Raw genomic sequence first — 18030 nt, 5'->3', positions numbered from 1 at the left:
CTGCACCTCTACCGAGGCAACGGCACCGGCAGCTTCCAATCCGGCACCGGCGAAGCCTTCAGCAACAACTGGTCCGCCTTCGACACCATCTTCTGACGCCTGATTCGCCAAGGCACCTCGGCGTCGAGCTGTACGAACTCCTCCGGCGGTGTGGTCTTGTCAGAGACCACACCGCCGGAGGGGTTCTGCTCGCTCCCAGGTCTCGCACCTCCGCAGAGAAATACAGAGCAGCGCCAACGCTTTGGACCGGCCTCTTCTTCGGACGCCACTTCATCAAGATCATCTGACTGTCTTCAGCTTTTCTATAAATCCACCCCAACGGCTTCTGGCGAGCCTGGTGTGCACCACCTGCTGTGCACCGATCTCTGGTCGTTCGCGATATGTCTTGACCATCTTCACAACGCGACATATCGTGTCCATCGACAACGCGATATTACGCGTATCTGGAGGTGGACGTGAAGCAGGAGCGAGTTCCCGTACTCGTGGTCGGCGGCGGCTACGCGGGGCTGAGCGCGGCCACGCTGCTGGCCTGGCGGCAGGTCCCCGTCATGCTGGTCGAGCGGCATCCCAGCACGTCGATCCAGCCCAAGGCGTTCGGCGTCGGCCCCCGGGCCGTCGAGCTGCTGCGGCCGGTGCCCGGCCTCGAACAGACGCTCAGGGGGATCTGGGCGGGCATCGGCGACAACACGCGCATCGCCATCGCCTCCAGCCTGAGCGACCCCGACCCGCAGGTGATCATCGACGAATCAGACGCGGACTTCGCCTTCCTCACCGAGGCGACGCCCGCCCAGCAGTCGGGAGCGCCACAGGCCGAGGTCGAGCGGGTGCTCCGGGCCAAGGCCGAGGAGCTGGGCGCCGACGTGCGGTTCAGCACCGAGTTGCTCTCGCTCGACCAGGATGCCGACGGCGTGACCGCGGTGATCCGCGCGGATGGCGTCGAGACCACCGTACGAGCCGACTACGTGGTGGCCGCCGACGGCTACCGGAGCCCGATCCGTCAGAAGCTGGGCATTCCCACGACAGGGCGGGGCGAACTGGGCAACATGTGCTCGATCATGTTCGACGCCGACCTGACGGGCCTGGTGCGGGAGCGCGAGGTCACGGTCTGGTACCTGCGGAACGACGTCCTCACCGGCGTGATCCTTACCGGGACGGGCGTCGGCGCGCATGTGCTGGGCGTCAACTACGACACCTCCCTGGGCGAGAGCGAAGACGACTTCACCATGGAACGCTGCGTCGAGCTGGTCCGGACGGCCACCGGCGTGCCCGATCTGAAGGTCCGGATCCTCGATCGGACGACCTTCGCCCTGGCCCACCTGCTGGCCGACCGCTACCGCGAGGGGCGGGTCTTCCTGGCCGGCGACGCGGCGCACACCATGCCGCCCACCGGCGGGCAGGGTGGCACCACCGCGATCCAGGACGGGTGCGACCTCGCCTGGCGGCTCTGGCTGGTGCTCTCCGGCCAGGCGGGTCCCTGCTTCCTCGACGCCTACGACGCCGAGCGGCGCCCGGTCGGCACGCTGACCGCCAACGCGCAACTGGCCAACCTGGGCGTACGGATGCCGCCCGCCCAGCGCGCCGACTATCCCGAGCCACTCGACGATCCCCTACGGGCCATCTTCGGCTGCCGCTATCACTCGACGGCCATCCTGGACGACCCCGATGACGACGGGTCGATCCTGGACGACGCCCGCGTGCCCGTCGGGCGGCCCGGCAACCGGGCCCCGCACGTGGTGCTCGACTGGGAGGGGCAGCGGATCTCGACCGTCGACCTGTTCGCGTCGGGGTTCGTGCTGATGGCAGAGCGGCAGGGCAGGGCATGGATGGAGGCCGGGCGCCTGGCCCGGGAACGGCTGGGCATCCAGCTCACCCGCGTCCTGATCGACGAGGAGTTCGTGGACGTGGAAGGGCGCTGGCAGCAGAGGTACGGCGTGGGCGAGGGCGGCGCCGTGCTGGTCCGTCCCGACGGATATGTCGCCTGGCGCTCGCGGGGCGAAGACCCCGATCCGGCCGCCACCCTGGAACGGGTGCTCCGTCAGGTGCTCAGCCGCTGACCGCAGGCGATCGCTCCGAAGAGCGCAGGCTTCGGCCGGGCTTCCGGTCAAAGGAGCGGGTGCGTCGGCCGGCCTTCCGGTCAGAGAAGCGGGTGCGTCGGCCGACCTTCCGGTCAAAGGAGCGGGCGCGTCGGCCGGCGACCGGTCAGAAGAGTCGGAGCTGCCCGGTCCGTCGTGCCCGCGCCTCGCCCGCTTTGAGCGCGACGACTGCTCCGAGCAGCAAGACCGCAGACAGTACGGCCAGCCCCGCCAGCTCACCGGCGAGATCGCCCACACCTTGCCCGTCGAGCAGCGCACCGCGCACGACCATCAGACTCCCGGTGAGCGGCAGCACCGAACCGACGGCCTGGAGCCAGCCCGGCAGCGCGAACGTCGGTAACCGGACCCCGCTGGCGAACCACATCGGATCGTCCAGCAGCGTATAGAGGAACGCCGAGTCCCTGGAGAAGATCAACAAGCTGTTGAGGAACGCCCCCCATGCGACGGCGGGCACCAGCACGGCCAGGAAGACGACCGCGTACATCCCCGGATGAGCCACGTCGATCACGTCGAGCAAGGTGAGCATGGCCGCGACGAAGCAGGCGAACAGCCAGGCGTTCTGCACCAGCGCGCCGAATCCGTTGCCGATCACCAGCACCAGCCGGTTGGCCGGCGACAGGAAGAGCAGCTCCAGCGTGCCGGTCTGGCGCTCGAAGGAGAAGTGCCAGGCCGACTGGACCATCGAGAAGAAGAACGTGAACCCGAGCGCCCCGGTGGCGAGGAAGGCGAGCAACCGCTCCGGGTCGGCGGCCAGTGGCCAGCGGCCGGCGATGCCGGGCGTGGCCGCCAGCGGCTGGAGCGTGTAGTAAGCGCCCGCGAGCGTCAGCAACGGCCAGAGCAGCATCGAGCAGACGACCAGCTTGCTGCCGAAGATCCGGCGGTGCTGCTTGAGCGCCTCGGCCCGCAGGATCTTCACCGCGTGCCTCATCGAGTCAGCTGCCAGGGCATGATCAGGCACGGGCACAGGCTGGCCGGATCGAGCTCGCAGGCCGCGCACATCACGCTCCTCGATGGCCGGATCACGCGGCCACCGCCGGTGACCGGTCGTTGAGCGCCAGGATGGCGTCCTCCAGCGACGGCTCGACGATCTCCAGCCCGCCGAGGGTGCCGCCCGCCTCGATGATCGTCGTGGTCAGCGCTCCCGCGACCTCACCGGGCCGGTTGAGCTCGACGACCCCTCCGGGCGCGAACCGTACGGCGTCGTCGAAGGCCAGCGCGGCCGCCCGGATCCGTGGCGTGAGGTCGGTGACCGTGACGCGCACCGTGCGGTGGCATCCGGTCTGGGCCATCAGCTCGGCGGGCGCGCCCTGAGCCAGGTGGCGGCCGTCGCCGATCACGTACACGTGCGCGCAGAGCTGCTCTACCTCAGCCAGGTAGTGGCTGGTGAGCAGCACTCCCTTGCCGCACTCGGCCAGTCCGGCCACGACCTTGCGCAGGTCGCGGGCGATGGGCGCGTCAAGGCCCAGCGTCGGTTCGTCGAGCAGCAGGTAGTCGGGGTCGTTGATCAGACCGCGAGCGATGGACAGACGCTGGGTCATGCCCCGCGAGTATCGCTCGACCCGGATGTCGGCGGCGCTCGTCAGCCCGACGAGCTCGAGGAGCTGCTCGATGCGTGTCTTGAGCACCTTGGAGGGGACGTCGTAGAGCTGGCCGAAGTACCACAGGTTCTCGCGGCCGGTCATCCGTGCGTAGACCATGCGCTCGCCGCCCGCGATCAGATTGATCCTCTTCCGTACGGCATGTGGATCTTTGACGGGATCGAGTCCGCCCACGGTCACCGTGCCGGACGTCTGCCGGAGCAGCGTGGCCAGGATCTTGATCGTGGTGGTCTTGCCCGCGCCGTTGAGGCCGAGCAGTCCGGTGACCCGGCCGCCGGGGACGGTCAGGTTCAGACCGTCCACGGCGACCCTCGCGCCGAACTCCTTGCGCAGGCCGATGGTCTCGATCATCAGTAACTCCTTTCCATGGCCCTGCGCTCCGCCCAGGGCATCGAGAGCAGCCCGGCGGCGACGTAGAGCAGACTGATCAGTACGGCGACGCCCAGGCGGTCGAGCGGCAGGCCGGTGCCACCGGTGAAGACACCGCGGATCACGTCCATGGCCGCCGTCACCGGCACCAGCTCACCCAGCCACTGGAACACCTCCGGCAGGTAGTCCCTCGGAAAGGTGAACCCGGACAGCAGGGCGATCGAGTAGAAGACGGTGTTCTGCGTGATGTGCGCCTCGCCCGCGACGATCATCACGTTGCTCAGCACCACCGACATCCCGAACACGGCCAGGGCCAGCCCCACGACGGCGAGCACGGCGTCCACCGCTCCCGTGGTCGCCGGCCGCACCCCGAACAGCGCCGCGAAGCCGAGCAGGACCGCCACCTCGATCGCGACGGCGGTGCCCGCGAACGCGCAGAACCCCAGCAGGTACGGCAGGCGGCGCGCCGGCGCGACGATCAGCGCGCCCATCGTGCCCTCGCGCTGCTCCTGGAGCATGGCCTTGCCGGCCCACAGAATGCCGTGCACGACGAACATGTAGGCCGCGGCCCCCACCGCGATGTAACCGAGGTAGTCGCCGGTGCCCGCCTTGCCGGTGAACTCTGCCGACACCTGGTCGCCCGCGATGGCCCGTAAGCCGAGGTAGCCCAGACCGATGGTGAAGACACCCAGCAAGAGGGTGCTGATGAAGTAGGACCAGGGGTAGGCCCGCCTGGTCACCAGCCACGACCGTCTGAGGGTCGCCCATGCCACTGCCATAAGTCTCCTTTAGGAACTGACTTAGTTTTTATCAGAGACTGACGATCAGGTAAAGTCCGTTCATGGCCAGGGAGCTACGCGCGCAGGACGCCCAGTGCTCGATCGCCCAGGCAGCGGCCGTGATCGGCGACTGGTGGAGCCTGCTCATCCTCCGGGAGGTGACGCGAGGTCACCACCGGTTCGACGACCTGCTCGGCGAGCTGGGCATTTCGCGCAAGGTGCTCACCGAACGCCTCAAGCACCTGGTGGAGCACGGGGTGCTGGCACGGGAGCCCTACCAGACGGGGCCGGTGCGACACGAGTACGTGCTGACGGACGCGGGCTGGGCGCTCGCCCCCATGCTGATCACCATGCAGGACTGGGCGGACCGCTGGCTCCTCGGCGACGGCACCCTCACCGGGGTCGCCGCACCCCGGAGCTCGACCGCCGCCCGCCTGCACGCCCTGCTCGGCACCCGCATCCCCGCCCCCTTCCTGCTCCCCGCCACACTCCCCGGCACACTCCCCGGCACACTCCCCGGCACACTCCCCGCCACGTCCTCGTCAGCCGAGAACCGCCCCCCGTCACCCGCCGGCGTCCGCGGACCGGAATCCCGCCGCGCCCCCGGACCGGCGCCGTCCTCCACCGGATCGGATCCACTGCCTGGCGGCCCCTCGCCTCGAGATGCCGACGTGGTGGCGGACGCGGCCGCGACCGTGCTGTTCGGCTTCCCGGCGCCGGGCGTGCCCGCTCCCCTGCCGCCCTACTGGGGCCAGGTGCCGGGTGCGGCGGGCTGCACGCTGGAGAACCGCCTCTTCCGTGACCGGGAGCCGGAGTTCGCCGCCCACGACATCGCCATCCACGGCGTCAGCACCCAGCGCCCCGACGAGCAGGCCGCCTTCGCCGCCGCCGAGGACCTTCCGTTCGCCCTGCTCTCCGACGTGGACCTGCGGCTGGCGGCGGCACTGCGGCTGCCCACGTTCAGGGCCGGACAGGCTCTCCGCCTCAAGCGGGTGATCCTGATCGCCGACCGCGCCCGCACCGTGCGCCATGTCATCTTCCCGGTGCTCGACATCCCCGAGGCCGTCGCCGAATCCCTCGAAGTCGCCCGCACCATAGCCCGGACCCCCGCGCCATAGCCCGGACGCCAGCCCGGATCTCCGCGCCATAACCCGGACCTCGGCCCGGACTTCCCGCGCCATAGCCCGGACCCCGGCCCGGACTTCCCGCGCCATAGCCCGGCCCCCCGTGCCTGGCTGCGCCCGGCCACATCGCCGCGTGGCCGGCCAGCCACGGTTACGGGTGTTCTGTCGGTTCGGCCATAGCGCCGCAGAAACGGAAGCGCCGTCATCGTGGCTTTCGCCAGGTCCGAAGTGACGATCATCGTGGGTCGACAGGTAGGCGAGGCCCGCGACGAATGGAGACCTGCTTCCGCGACGGCGAGGTCTCGGTCGGCTTCCCGGTGTCCCTGGAGCATCAGGCGGCCAAGGCTCGGGACGGTGTCAGGCCCGGCCGTCTCACTGAGGCCCGAGCATCATGCACCCCCTCCCGCGTGACGCACAGCCGGTCGTCAGACGACCCGGTGGATCCCGACGGCGGCCCCACCCTGAGGCAGGCGATCTGGCCTGTGCCGTGGATGGGGCCCACCTTGAGCCTTCTGACACTCCCCGCAGATCCGGGGCCGGGAGCGTCGGCGTCGCAGGGTGTGAGCCGGACTCCGAAGGACGAACCGCCGTCGCCGGAGACCTCCTCAGCCCTCTCGACCTGAAGATGGTCGTCGATCACCCGCCTCGCTGCGCCCGGGTGCGCCGCGATGAATGCCAAGTGGTCGGTGACGAGGCGATGAGCGACCATGCGGAGCACGTTGCCGGCGCACAGCCGGTGCGCGCAGGCCACCCCGTCGAGTGTGATCTCGGGCAGCCCGAAGCGCCTCAGGCCTCGGGAGGTGACCCGCAGACCACCGCACGCGCCTCCACGGACCGCTTCACCGGAAGGGCACCCCCAAGGCCGGCCCGGATCGCAGGACGTACCGGCCGCGAGGTCATCCGGACCACAGGAATCCGGACCACAGGAAGAGCATGCCTCGCGACCGGCCGGATCGCCGTACACATAGGCCTCGCGGTCGGCCCGATCACCGTGCTCATGGGCCTCGCGGTCGGCCCGATCACCATGCCCATGGGCCTCGCGACCGGCCTGGTCACCATGCGCATAGGCCTTACAAGCAGCCCGATCACCGTGCGCATGGCCTTCGGGGTCGGCCAGGTCGCCGGGCAGGTGAGGTGTGGCGGCGACGGCCGCGCGCGGGTGCACGTCCCAGCCCACCCAGTCGTCGGCGAGCCGGAATTCGGCGGGCTCGTCGGGACACGTCGGGCAGTTCGCCACCGTCATGCCGGTCAGCGGGTCGATGATCAGGCCATCGTACGCACGGGCGAGGGTGCGAGCCGTGGCCCTGGCCACCTGGACACTCGTCGGGAACGTGTGCGGCGGCGCGGTGGTCGAGACAAGGAGGTGTTGCCCGGCACGGCGCAGCAGATGACGCTCGTCGCCGGTCAGGTCGACTCCCTCCGGCTTCCACGGGGATCTGACGTGCGTGACGATCAGTCCCGGCCCGCCGAAGGCGCTCACCGCAGCCTTCCGGTGGTGTCCGGCGACATGCCATGGCACCAGTGACTCGACCGCGACGGGCATGCCCTCCATCGCTACGACGAAGGCAGAGGTCAGCGTGCCGGGCAGGGTAAGTGTGATCTTCATGGACGCCTCCGGGGCTCGGTGAGGCATCCAGGATCGGCAAGTCCCCGGCATGTTCATCAAGGCGAACCACGTTCTGTGGACAACGCCATGCTGCCCGGCCACTCCTGTGGATGGCCAGGCCGCGACCGTTCAAGGACCGCACCCGCCAGGGCCGTGGCCCACGGCGTGACGACGGCGGACGCGGGCATTCGGCACGACGCCGGGCACGGTGCCAGACCGACCGTGAGCGCGTCAGGACGACTGCGGGCGCGCACCGTCAGAACGACTCCGGATGTGGCGTCAGAACTACGGGCGGCAGATCGCCAGCGCCTGGCCGGGCAGCCACAGCCCCTCGGCGCTCACCGAGACCGGCTCGTCCGACGCCAGCAGTACGCTGCCCACCTCAAGCGGTAAGGTCACCGACTCGGTCCCGAAGTTGACCGCCACGGCCAGCGACCCCCGCCACATCACCAGCCACTTCCCGTCGGGGTCGACCTCCGCGCTGACCCGGTCCAGCCGCGGGTCCGACAGCTCCGGCAGGGCCTTGCGCAGCGCGATCAGATCGCGATACCAGCAGAGCAGCGACCAGTGGTCCTCGTCCTTGAGCTCGCCCCAGTCGAGCTTCGACTTCTGGAAGGTCTTCTCGTCCGATGGGTGCGGCGCGTCCCAGGTGTAGCCGAACCCCTCGAACTCGATCCGCCGGCGTTCGTCCTCGCTCTCGCGCAGTTGCGGCTCGACGTGATCGGAGAAGAACAGGAACGGCGTGGCGGCCCCCCACTCCTCGCCCATGAACAGCATCGGCGTGAACGGCGAGGTCAGCAGCAGCCCGGCGCCCAGCTTGAGCGCGGTCATCGGCAGCCGGTCACCCATGGGGCGGTTGCCGATCTGGTCGTGGTTCTGCAGGCAGGCGACCAGCCGGTGCCCGGCGACCCCCTCGAAGGACGCGCCGTGGCGACGGCCGCGGAAGGTCGAGTGGCCGCCGTCGTGCAGCACGCCTCGGGTGAGCACCTTGGCCAGCGCCCGCAGGCCGGTGAAGTCCTCGTAGTAGCCGTGGCTCTCGCCGCTCACGGCGGTGTGCAGCGCGTGGTGCACGTCGTCGTTCCACTGGGCGGTCATGCCGAGGCCGCCCGCGTCCAGCGAGCGGACCATGCGCGGATCGTTCAGGTCGGACTCGGCGATCAGCGACAGCGGCCGGCCGAGCGCGCAGGCCAGCGCGTCGACCTCCGCGGACAGCTCGGCCAGCAGGTGGGTGGCCCGCTTGTCGTGCAGCGCGTGGACGGCGTCGAGCCGCAGGCCGTCGATGTGGTAGTCGCGCAGCCACTGCAGCGCGTTGTCGATGAAGTAGCGGCGCACCTCGTCGGAGCCGGGCCCGTCGAGGTTGACCGCCTCGCCCCAGTAGCTCCCGCTGAACCCGGTGAAGTACGGCCCGAACGGGTGCAGGAAGTTGCCCGACGGCCCGAGGTGGTTGTAGACGACGTCGAGGATGACCCCGATGCCGTTGCGGTGGCAGGCGTCGACGAACGACTTGAGCCCGTCGGGCCCGCCGTACGTCTCGTTGACCGCGTACAGGTCGACCCCGTCGTAACCCCAGTTGCGCCCGCCGGGCACCGGCGCGACGGGCATGACCTCCACGAAGTCGACGCAGAGCTCCACGAGGTGCTCGATCCGGTCGATCGCCGCCTCGAAGGTGCCCTCCGGGGTGAACGTGCCGACGTGCATCTCGTAGATCACCGAGCCGCGCAGGTCGCGGCCGGTCCACTCGTCGTCGGCCCAGGTGAAGCGGGCGTCCTCGTAGACGGCGCTGGGGCCGAAGATGCCTTCGGGCTGCCGCCTCGTCCGCGGGTCGGGGTACGGCCCGTCCCCGTCGAGCACGTACCCGTAGCGGGTGCCGTGGGTCGCCTCGGGCACCTCGACCGCCCACCACCCGCCTTCCCGGGGGAACATCGGCCGGCGCCCATCGAGGACGTCGACTTCGACAGCCGTGGCCTTGGGTGCCCAGACCTCAAAGATCATGTCTCTCCAGGAGTGCGACGGGGTGGCGGTCGAGCAGGTGGGACAGCGCGACCCGTCCGGCGTGGAGCTCACCGGTGAGCAGGTCGCGCCAGGAGCCGGCGGGCAGCGTCAGCGTGGTGTCGCCCCAGCCCGAGCGGCGGGCGAGACCGACGGGGAGCCGGGTGGCGACCGCGACGGCGTCCTCGCCGCGGGCGAAGGCGATCACGTGCTCCGCCGCCTCCCCGTCCGCCTCCATCGGAAGGTACGGGGCGGCGGCGTCCAGGCGGCGTCGCAGCCGCAGCGCCTGGGTCGTGACCAGCAGCTTGGCCTCGTCCCACCGAGTCGCCGGCGTCGCCGGGAACGTCACCGGACGCCGGTTGTCCGGATCGACCAGGGAGAAGTCGGTCGTCTCGTTGCCCTGGTAGACGTCGGGCACCCCGGGCATCATCAGCTGCACGAGCTTGGCACCGAGCGAGTTGGACATCGCGTAGCGGTCGATCCGCGCGGTGAACTCACCGATCGGGAGCTTCACGGCCGCCTCGGCGAAGTCGCGGAGCCGCTGTTCGTACGACGCATCCGGATTTATCCAGGAAATGGCGGTCTTGGCCTCGCGGGCCGCCTTCAGCAGGTAGTCGGTGAACCGTTCCGCGGAGATCGGCCACGCCGCCATCAGGTTCTGCCAGGCCAGGTAGTCGAGGTCGGGGTCGAGGCGTACGGACTCGGACCATTCCGTGACCGCCGCCGCCCACTCCTCCGGCAGCTCGGACAACACCGACAGCCGGGCCCGGACATCCTCCGACCGCTTGGTGTCGTGCGTGGACAGCGTGGTCATGGTGTACGGCCGCAGGTCGGCGCAGTAGGCGTGGAAGTCGGCCACCGAGGTGCCGAACACGTCCGGCTCGCCGCCCACCTCGTTCAGGCAGGACAGCGGGAACCACCGGTACAGCGCGGTGTCCTCGACCCCCTTGGCCATGACCGGCCCGCAGGTCTGCTGGAACCGGGTGATGGCCTCCGGCGAACCGTACAGGACCTGCTGGACCAGCGGCCGGACGGCGGGTGAGCAGGTGGCGGCGGCGCGCTCGACGATCTCGACCGACTCGGGCGGCGGCGGCTCGCCGGGCACGACGTACGCGCGGTAGACCGGCATCGCGGCGAGCAGTTCGGCGACGGCGGCGGGGTCACCGGAGGTCGCCCGGGCCAGCCGGCCCACCTCGGCGCCGAAGAACAGGTCGAGCACCTCGCGCTTGGCCTGGGCCATCACCGGCGCGTAGCGGTCGGGCCCGCCGGTCAGCCGGGTGAACAGGTCGATCAGCGGCCGCTCGCCCGCCGGGTCGACGAACAGGCCGTTGACCCGGTTGAGCACCTCGTAGCCGGTGGTGCCGTCGCAGGCCCAGTCATCGGGCAGCCGCTCGTCACCGATCAGGATCTTCTCCACGACCGTCCAGACGCCGCCGGACCTGTCGCGCAGCCGTTCCAGATAGCCGCGCGGCTCGGCCAGCCCGTCGGGGTGGTCGATCCGCAGCCCGTCGACCAGCCCCTCGTCGAGCAGCCAGAAGATCACCTCATGGGTGGCGAAGAACACGGCCGGGTCCTCCACCCGCAGCCCGATCAGCGTCGACACGTCGAAGAACCGCCGGTAGCCCGGCCCCTCGCGCCAGTCGACCAGCCGGTAGTGCCCGGGATGCGGAAAGGTGTGCTCGTGGTAGCGCAGCACGTCGCCGTCGACGACCGGCTCGGTGCTGTCGCCCAGCACCGGCAGCGCCACCTTCCCGTCGATCCACTCGATGTCGAACCAGTCGGCGTACGGCGAGGCCGGGCCGTCCTTCAGCACCGACCAGAACGCGGCGTTGGTGGTGTTCATGTGGTTGGGCACGATGTCGACGATGATGCCCAGGTCGTGAGCGGCCAACGTCTCGGCCATCTCCCGGAAGCCCCCGGCGCCGCCGAACTCCTCGCGGATCCGGGAGTGGTCCGTCACGTCGTACCCGTGCCGCGAGCCGGGCGTGGCCTGCAGAATCGGCGACAGGTAGACGTGGCTGACCCCGAGTTCGCGCAGGTAGCCGGCGATCTCCGCCACCTGCGCGAACCCGAAGTCGGGCGTCAGCTGGACCCGATAGGTCGAGGTCGGCCTAGACACGACGCAGCACCCGCACACTGCGGCCCGGGACCGCCACTCCCTCGCCGGCCCGGCACATCCGGATGTCCACGCTGATCGGCATCGCCGTGTCGATCTCTGTCAGCCACATCTCGCCGTAGTCCTTGGGGATGGTGAACCTGATCGTGTCGTGGTGGGCGTTGAACAGCAGCAGGAACGAGTCGTCCCGGATCGGCCGGCCGCGCCTGTCGGGTTCGGTGATGGCGTCCCCGTTGAGGAACACGGCCAGCGACTTGGCGTATCCGACGTTCCAGTCGCCGTCGGTCATCTCCTCACCTGAGGGGGTGAGCCAGGCGATGTCGCTCAGACCGCGCACCGGTTTGCCGTAGAAGAACCTCCTGCGCCGGAACACCGGGTGCTTCTTGCGCAACGCGGCCAGGCTCTGGGTGAACTCCAGCAGCAGCCAGTTCTCCCTGACGTCGGACCAGTCGACCCAGGTCAGCTCGTTGTCCTGGCAGTAGCCGTTGTTGTTGCCGCGCTGCGTGCGCCCGAGCTCGTCGCCGTGGGAGAGCATCGGAACGCCCTGCGACAGGAAGAGCGTGGTCAGGAAGTTGCGCTTCTGCTGCTCGCGCAGTGACTCGATGGGCAGGTCCGCCGGCCCCTCCACGCCGCAGTTCCAGGAGCGGTTGTCGTCGGTGCCGTCGCGGTTGCCCTCCTTGTTGGCCTCGTTGTGCTTGTCGTTGTAGGAGACCAGGTCCTGCAGGGTGAAACCGTCGTGGCAGGTGACGAAGTTGATCGAGGCGGCGGGACGGCGGCTGTCGTCCTGGTAGAGGTCGCTCGACCCGGTGATCCGGGAGCCGAACTCGGGCAGCGTGGCCGGCTGTCCCCGCCACAGGTCGCGGATCGTGTCGCGGTAGCGCCCGTTCCACTCGGTCCACCGCGACGGGAAGTTGCCCACCTGGTAGCCGCCGGGCCCCACGTCCCACGGCTCGGCGATCAGCTTGACCTGGGACAACACCGGGTCCTGCTGCACCAGGTCGAAGAATGCGCTCAGCCGGTCGACCTCGTGCAGCTCGCGGGCCAGGGTGGAGGCCAGGTCGAAGCGGAACCCGTCGACGTGCATCTCGGTGACCCAGTAGCGCAACGAGTCCATGATCATTTGGAGCACGTGCGGCGAACGCATCAGCAGGCTGTTGCCCGTGCCCGTGGTGTCCATGTAGTAGCGCGGGTCGTCGTCGACCAGGCGATAGTAGTCGGGGTTGTCGATGCCCCGGAAGCTCAGTGTGGGGCCGAGATGGTTGCCCTCGGCGGTGTGGTTGTAGACGACGTCGAGGATGACCTCGATGTTGGCCTCGTGCAGGGCGCGCACCATCGCCTTGAACTCCAGCACCTGACCGCCACGCTGCCCCTGGCTGGAATAACGGTTGTGCGGGGCGAAGAACCCGATCGAGTTGTAGCCCCAGTAGTTGGACAGCCCGCGCTGCTCCAGGATGTCGTCGGTGACGAACTGGTGCACCGGCATCAGTTCGAGCGCCGTCACCCCCAGCTTGGTCAGGTGGTCGACGATCTCCGGATGCCCGAGCGCCGCGTAGGTGCCCCTGATCCGCTCCGGGATCTTGGGATGGCTGATGGTCAGCCCCCGCACGTGCGCCTCGTAGATCACCGTGTCGTGGTACGGCGTGGACGGCGGCCTGTCGTGCCCCCACCCGAAGAACGGGTTGACCACGATGGAGCGCGGCATGAAGGGCGCCGAGTCGAGGTCGTTGCGCGAGTCGGGCTGGCCGAACCGGTAGCCGTAGACCGCCTCGTTCCAGGCGACGCCGCCCTCGATCGCCCTGGCGTACGGGTCGAGCAGCAGCTTGGCCGGGTTGCACCGCAGCCCGTGCGCCGGGTCGTAGGGCCCGTGGACCCGGTAACCGTACCTCTGCCCCGGCCCGACGCCGGGCAGATAGCCGTGCCAGATGAAGCCGTCGACCTCGGTCAGCGGCACCCGCGACTCCCTGTTGGCCTCGTCGAACAGGCAGAGCTCGACCTGGTCCGCGACCTCCGTGTAGAGGGAGAAGTTGGTGCCCGCGCCGTCATAGGTCGCCCCGAGGGGATAAGGGTCTCCGGGCCAGATTTCGATCATCGAGGCTCCTTGCGCTTCTTCCCCATGTTCCGTTCCCCCGCCGCACCCGACAAGCCCGGCGTGTTCGGCCGTGTACGCGGAGAAAGGTTTCCGCACGTCGTGACGTGACTCGTCACCGCACTCGCTCCCCCTCCCCCAGCAGACCGCTCAGGGTCCTTCCCCGCGATCGGCTCCTTAGCCACACCCGGCACACGCCATTGGACAGCCCCGTTGAATCGGCCCGTTGGATCGGCCCGTTGGATCGCCCCGTCGGGTCGCCTCACGGATCGCCCCATGGATCGGCACATGGATCGGCACATGGATCGGCACATGGTGAGCCGCCCCCGACGGCGCGGTGTCGAAGGCGGCTCACGTTCACCGCAGGCCGCGTGCGGGCCTGGGCTCAGGCGGCTGGGCCGCTCCGGCGCGGCCCCGCCGTGTCACTTCCAGCAACACCCAGTGCGGGCTGCCGTCGCGCGGCCGGACCGTCACGTCGGCGGCCCAGCAGGCGGCCGCGATGATCTCGCGGCCCTGCTCGATGTGCGTGGCTGTGGTGCCCGCCCGGCACCACACCCAGACGCGCTCGCCGAACGGCGCCGGCGCGCACCAGAGGATGACCGGGATCTTTCCTCGCCTGCTGACAATGTACGCCTCGACGAAGCCGTGCCGAATCCGGTGTGCGGTGACCACGCACCGGATCCGGCCCCACACCTCCGACCGGACCGGCGGCCAGAGCAGGATCAGACCGATGACGACCCCCGCGATCGGCGACATCGGCCCCAGCCCGTCCACGAACACGTACCCGACCAGTGGGAGGGCGAAGGCGGCACCGATCTCGTACCGCCACCGCCACCCCACGACCACCGGGTTCGGCCGCGTGATGGGCAGGGCGGCCCGGTGCAGTTCTTCGAACAGCGCCCACCTCGTCACGGCCGCGCTCTTCCCGAGCCCAGACAGGTGTGACAGATCCCCTGCCAGGTGAACCCCTCCCCGGCGCAGGTGGGGCAGATTCCCAGCCGAGGGCTGCGATAGACCCGCGTCAACGGCGCCGGTCGGTGCACCTCCCAGCCCCGCGCCCGGGCTCTCGCGTCGAGGTCGCGGAAGGCCCATTCGTCGAGGATCCGCAGGACCGTGACCAACAGGCGACGGACAGGTACACCAGGCTCCCGCCTGATTACTAAGTTGCTAGCATCCATCGTGGATCGTCCTTTTTGCTCTGACAGCTGTGGATGATCGTCGGCTGGGTCGATGCGGCCACATGGCCCAGCTTCGTGTCTTTCCGACCTCCTTTGCGGAGGGCCTGCTCACGGGCCCTGGACGGCTCTTTCACCGGTCAGCCGAGGCCGCTTCGCACACCTCTATTTGCCTATATTCCCAACTTTGCCGCATGCCAATGGCAATTGCCTATGAAGCTTGCCGGTGACGTTTGCATAACTCATATGCCTTCAGCAAGCCCGCCGCGCGGTAGGATCTTGGTCAGCCCGCGTCGCCGACATCAGCTCCGAGCTGGGCAGCTGAACGGAGGATCATGGCGAATCCCACTCTCCGGCAGCGACAGCTGGCAAAGCGCCTACGCGAGCTACGCCTGGAAGCCGGCCTGAGCATCGCCGAGGTGAGCGAGCACATTCTCTGTTCCCCGGCCAAGATCAGCCGCATCGAGACAGCGCAGCGCCGGGTCAGTCTGCGAGACGTGCGTGACCTGTGCAAGCTCTATGGCATCGACGACGCGACCCAGCTCATGGCGCTCGCCAAGGACGCACGTGAGCAGAGCTGGTGGCAGCAGGGCGAAGGCGTTGACATCGGCCCGCTCATCGGGCTGGAGAACGAGGCTTCGACCATCACCGAGTACGAGACCACGACGATCCCGGGGCTCCTCCAGACCGAGGAGTACGCCCGAGCCGTGACCCGCGGATTCGTTCCCCGCATCGACGAGACGCTGCTGTCCCGGAAGATCGAGGTCCGGATGAAACGCCAGGAGCTGCTCCATCGCGCCGGGCCACCCCACTACTGGGTGCTGCTCGACGAGTCGGCGTTGCATCGCCACATCGGTGGCGCCGGCGTCATGAAGGACCAACTGGAACGACTGCTCCAGATGGCCGAGCTGCCCCATGTCACGATCCAGGTGATCCCCTACACCGTGGGCGCCCATATGGGCTTTGACAGCGCGTTCATGCTCCTGGAGTTCGACGAGGACACCCACCTTTCCGACACCGTGTTCATGGAGACGATCGCCGGTCACATCTTCGAGGAGAAGGCCAAGCACCTGGCTCGCTTCCGCGAGATAGTCGATCATCTTCGTGCGGTAGCGCTCAACCCGCAGGCGTCATCAGCGCTCATTTCCCATCAACAAGGGCAGTTCGCTTCTCAAGTGGGTTGAATCCCCCAAAAGCACCGCTGGCAATTGCCACCGTCAAGTACCATGTGCGTGCCTGGGACGTCACCGACGTCAAAGGATCACTGGCGCCCGAACATTGTTCGAGACACGTCGGGCCATCATTCCGCATGGAGCAACCATGACCTCGCGTCCCCTGCCTGAGATCATCTGGAAGAAGTCTTCGCGCTGTGACCTCAACAACTGCGTTGAAGTTGCGCTATTGCCCGACGGATCCATCGGGCTGCGCGACTCCAAGAACATCGACGGCGGCACCTTGACCTTCTCGCCCGAAGGGTGGACGAAATTCATCGGTCCCATAAAAGGCGCGGACGACCAGGGCTACTGATCACAAACTAAGTATCGCCCCTTTTGGCCCATTCATCCCAATAGTCAAGCACGCCGGAAAAGCCGGTTTAGGATTGCTTGACGACAACTCCATGGCGATCTTTCAGGGTGATGCCGCATGAGTTCCCACACCCCAGCGATCTGGCACTCGTGCAACAACGGCAGTTGCGTCGAAGTCGCCGCGCTGGACGGCCAGGTTTGGGTGCGGAGTAGCGAGGACACGAGCAGGACCGCCCTGACGTTCACCTTCGAGGAATGGCAGACCTTCACCGAAGGCGTCAAACAAGGTCTCTTCGATCTCGAACGGCTCGCCCCCCACGGCTGACGAGCCCCGTCCAGCCTGGACACCTGCTTCAGGTTTCAAACAGTCCGCCCCGGCTACGTGCCCCCGGCATGGGCGGATTCAAGGGATTTCTGTTACGCGGGAACATCGTCGAGCTGGCCGTCGCCGTGATCGTCGGAGCGACGTTCAGCGGGCTGGTGCAGGCGCTGGTCGAGGATCTGGTCACGCCGCTGATCGGGGCGGTCACCGGGGGCCGGCAGCCGGACTTCGCCGACTACTCGTTCACGGTCAACGGCAGTGAGTTCAAGTACGGCGACTTCCTCAACCACCTGATCACGTTCCTGATCATCGCGGCGGTGGTCTACTGGCTGATCGTGATGCCGATGACCCGGCTGATCAGCAGGTTCGACCGGAACAAGGCGGCCACGACCAAGGAATGCCCCGAGTGCCTCAGCGAGGTCCCGGTCGAGGCACGACGGTGTGCCCACTGCACGGTGGAGTTGGTGCCCGCCTCGGAGAAGCCCAGGTAGCCCTCATCGGCGAGGGCGAATGCGGTGGGGGATTTGGCTGGTTGTGGGCTTCAAGGCTGCCTTCGGTTGGGCAAGATGGGCGGGGTGAGCGTTGAGTTGATGGTCTGGGACGAACCCACCCCGATCTCCAGGGACCAGGCGCGGGCCACGTATCTGGCGGTCAAGAAGAGCGAGCCGGCCGCAGGCGAGGCACCGGCGGTGGCCAAGGAGTTGCCGGGAGTCGTCACCGTCTATCCCGGGCACGTGCTGGTCACGATGGACCTGGACACCATGGATGAGATGTCCGGTCAGGTGTTCACGGTGGCCCGGGCGCACGGGCTCGTCTGCTACGACCCTCAGCGCGATCTGCTGCACAACGTGGCACCGCTCGGCGTCTACCAGGGCATGCAGCTGCACACCGGCGACGGCATGATCGTGCACGATCCCGACCTGGGGTTGGTACACGACGTGCTGGCCACGTTGTCGGCGCAGAATCCGTTCGTCGCCCTGGTCACCTTCGGGCGGCACTTCATCCAGGTGTCACCCGGCTACGAGCTGGAGTACAAGGAGGGCACCCTGTCGCGGGCCGTGGTCGGCGACCTGGCCGACGTGCAGCGGGCCTTCCACGAGTACGCCATCGGCGACCGGGCGTTCCTCGACCGGCACGAGTGGGTCTAGGCCGCGTTTCAAAAGGATCTTTGAAACTTGCGGCGTGGCGGTGATCGATAACCGACGAGGTCTCCGGTAGTTGGTTCAACGACCAAGAAGAGCCAAGTA

General features: G+C 68.5%; 15 protein-coding genes. 7 read left to right on the top strand and 8 right to left on the bottom strand.

The features are described 5' to 3' along the window. The first annotated feature begins 455 nt into the window (after positions 1-455). Positions 456-2054: an FAD-dependent monooxygenase gene (locus IEY82_RS38450; protein ID WP_189129225.1), complete on the top strand. Its 1599-nt coding sequence runs from the start codon at positions 456-458 to the stop codon at positions 2052-2054. A 145-nt stretch (positions 2055-2199) separates the two neighbouring features. On the opposite strand, the gene IEY82_RS38445 is transcribed toward IEY82_RS38450, so the two are convergent. The 3 genes from IEY82_RS38445 to IEY82_RS38435 form a co-directional block, all read right to left on the bottom strand. Then, positions 2200-3051, bottom strand: a complete 852-nt coding sequence (locus tag IEY82_RS38445) for an ABC transporter permease (RefSeq protein WP_225263528.1) — start codon at positions 3049-3051, stop codon at positions 2200-2202. Positions 3052-3112: 61 nt separating this feature from the next. Beyond that, on the bottom strand, positions 3113-4042 hold the full coding sequence (locus IEY82_RS38440) for an ABC transporter ATP-binding protein (RefSeq protein WP_189129224.1): 930 nt from the start codon (positions 4040-4042) through the stop codon (positions 3113-3115). Beyond that, positions 4042-4839 (bottom strand): ABC transporter permease, encoded by a 798-nt coding sequence (locus tag IEY82_RS38435; protein WP_189129223.1) that lies wholly within the window; start codon positions 4837-4839, stop codon positions 4042-4044. The genes IEY82_RS38440 and IEY82_RS38435 overlap by 1 nt, the downstream gene beginning before the upstream one ends. Positions 4840-4901: 62 nt before the next feature. Between IEY82_RS38435 and IEY82_RS38430 the strand changes: the two genes are divergently transcribed. Beyond that, positions 4902-5957, top strand: a complete 1056-nt coding sequence (locus IEY82_RS38430; protein ID WP_189129222.1) for a winged helix-turn-helix transcriptional regulator — start codon at positions 4902-4904, stop codon at positions 5955-5957. Positions 5958-6294: 337 nt separating this feature from the next. Here IEY82_RS38430 and IEY82_RS38425 read toward each other — a convergent pair whose 3' ends face one another. The 5 genes from IEY82_RS38425 to IEY82_RS38405 form a co-directional block, all read right to left on the bottom strand. Further along, positions 6295-7569, bottom strand: coding sequence for a hypothetical protein (locus IEY82_RS38425; protein WP_189129221.1), 1275 nt, complete (start codon positions 7567-7569; stop codon positions 6295-6297). Between the two features lie 285 nt (positions 7570-7854). Further along, positions 7855-9561, bottom strand: coding sequence for a malto-oligosyltrehalose trehalohydrolase (gene treZ / locus IEY82_RS38420; protein ID WP_189129220.1), 1707 nt, complete (start codon positions 9559-9561; stop codon positions 7855-7857). Next, positions 9551-11677, bottom strand: a complete 2127-nt coding sequence (gene treY / locus IEY82_RS38415; protein ID WP_225263530.1) for a malto-oligosyltrehalose synthase — start codon at positions 11675-11677, stop codon at positions 9551-9553. The genes treZ and treY overlap by 11 nt, the downstream gene beginning before the upstream one ends. Next, positions 11670-13763, bottom strand: a complete 2094-nt coding sequence (glgX, locus tag IEY82_RS38410; protein WP_189129218.1) for a glycogen debranching protein GlgX — start codon at positions 13761-13763, stop codon at positions 11670-11672. Before glgX ends, treY begins: the two co-directional genes overlap by 8 nt. Before the next feature lie 354 nt (positions 13764-14117). Beyond that, positions 14118-14672: a hypothetical protein gene (locus tag IEY82_RS38405; RefSeq protein ID WP_189129217.1), complete on the bottom strand. Its 555-nt coding sequence runs from the start codon at positions 14670-14672 to the stop codon at positions 14118-14120. A gap of 598 nt (positions 14673-15270) precedes the next feature. On the opposite strand from IEY82_RS38405, the gene IEY82_RS38400 reads away from it, so the two are divergent. From IEY82_RS38400 to IEY82_RS38380, 5 genes are all read left to right on the top strand, one after another. Further along, a complete protein-coding gene (locus tag IEY82_RS38400; RefSeq protein ID WP_189129216.1) occupies positions 15271-16119 on the top strand; it encodes a helix-turn-helix domain-containing protein in 849 nt (282 codons plus the stop codon). Between the two features lie 136 nt (positions 16120-16255). Continuing rightward, positions 16256-16462 carry a DUF397 domain-containing protein gene (locus tag IEY82_RS38395; protein ID WP_189129215.1) on the top strand — a complete coding sequence of 69 codons (207 nt, stop codon included), beginning with the start codon at positions 16256-16258 and terminating at the stop codon, positions 16460-16462. Positions 16463-16579: 117 nt separating this feature from the next. Next, positions 16580-16786 carry a DUF397 domain-containing protein gene (locus tag IEY82_RS38390; protein ID WP_189129214.1) on the top strand — a complete coding sequence of 69 codons (207 nt, stop codon included), beginning with the start codon at positions 16580-16582 and terminating at the stop codon, positions 16784-16786. Positions 16787-16854: 68 nt separating this feature from the next. Further along, positions 16855-17274, top strand: a complete 420-nt coding sequence (mscL, locus tag IEY82_RS38385; RefSeq protein ID WP_189129213.1) for a large conductance mechanosensitive channel protein MscL — start codon at positions 16855-16857, stop codon at positions 17272-17274. Between the two features lie 84 nt (positions 17275-17358). After that, positions 17359-17931 (top strand): hypothetical protein, encoded by a 573-nt coding sequence (locus tag IEY82_RS38380; RefSeq protein WP_225263532.1) that lies wholly within the window; start codon positions 17359-17361, stop codon positions 17929-17931. Positions 17932-18030 lie beyond the last annotated feature (99 nt).

It is taken from the genome of Nonomuraea cavernae, from assembly GCF_014646355.1.
In the GTDB taxonomy this organism is placed as follows: domain Bacteria; phylum Actinomycetota; class Actinomycetes; order Streptosporangiales; family Streptosporangiaceae; genus Nonomuraea; species Nonomuraea cavernae.
Note: the sequence above shows the minus strand (reverse complement) of the source record. Positions and strands in the feature narration are given on the sequence as shown.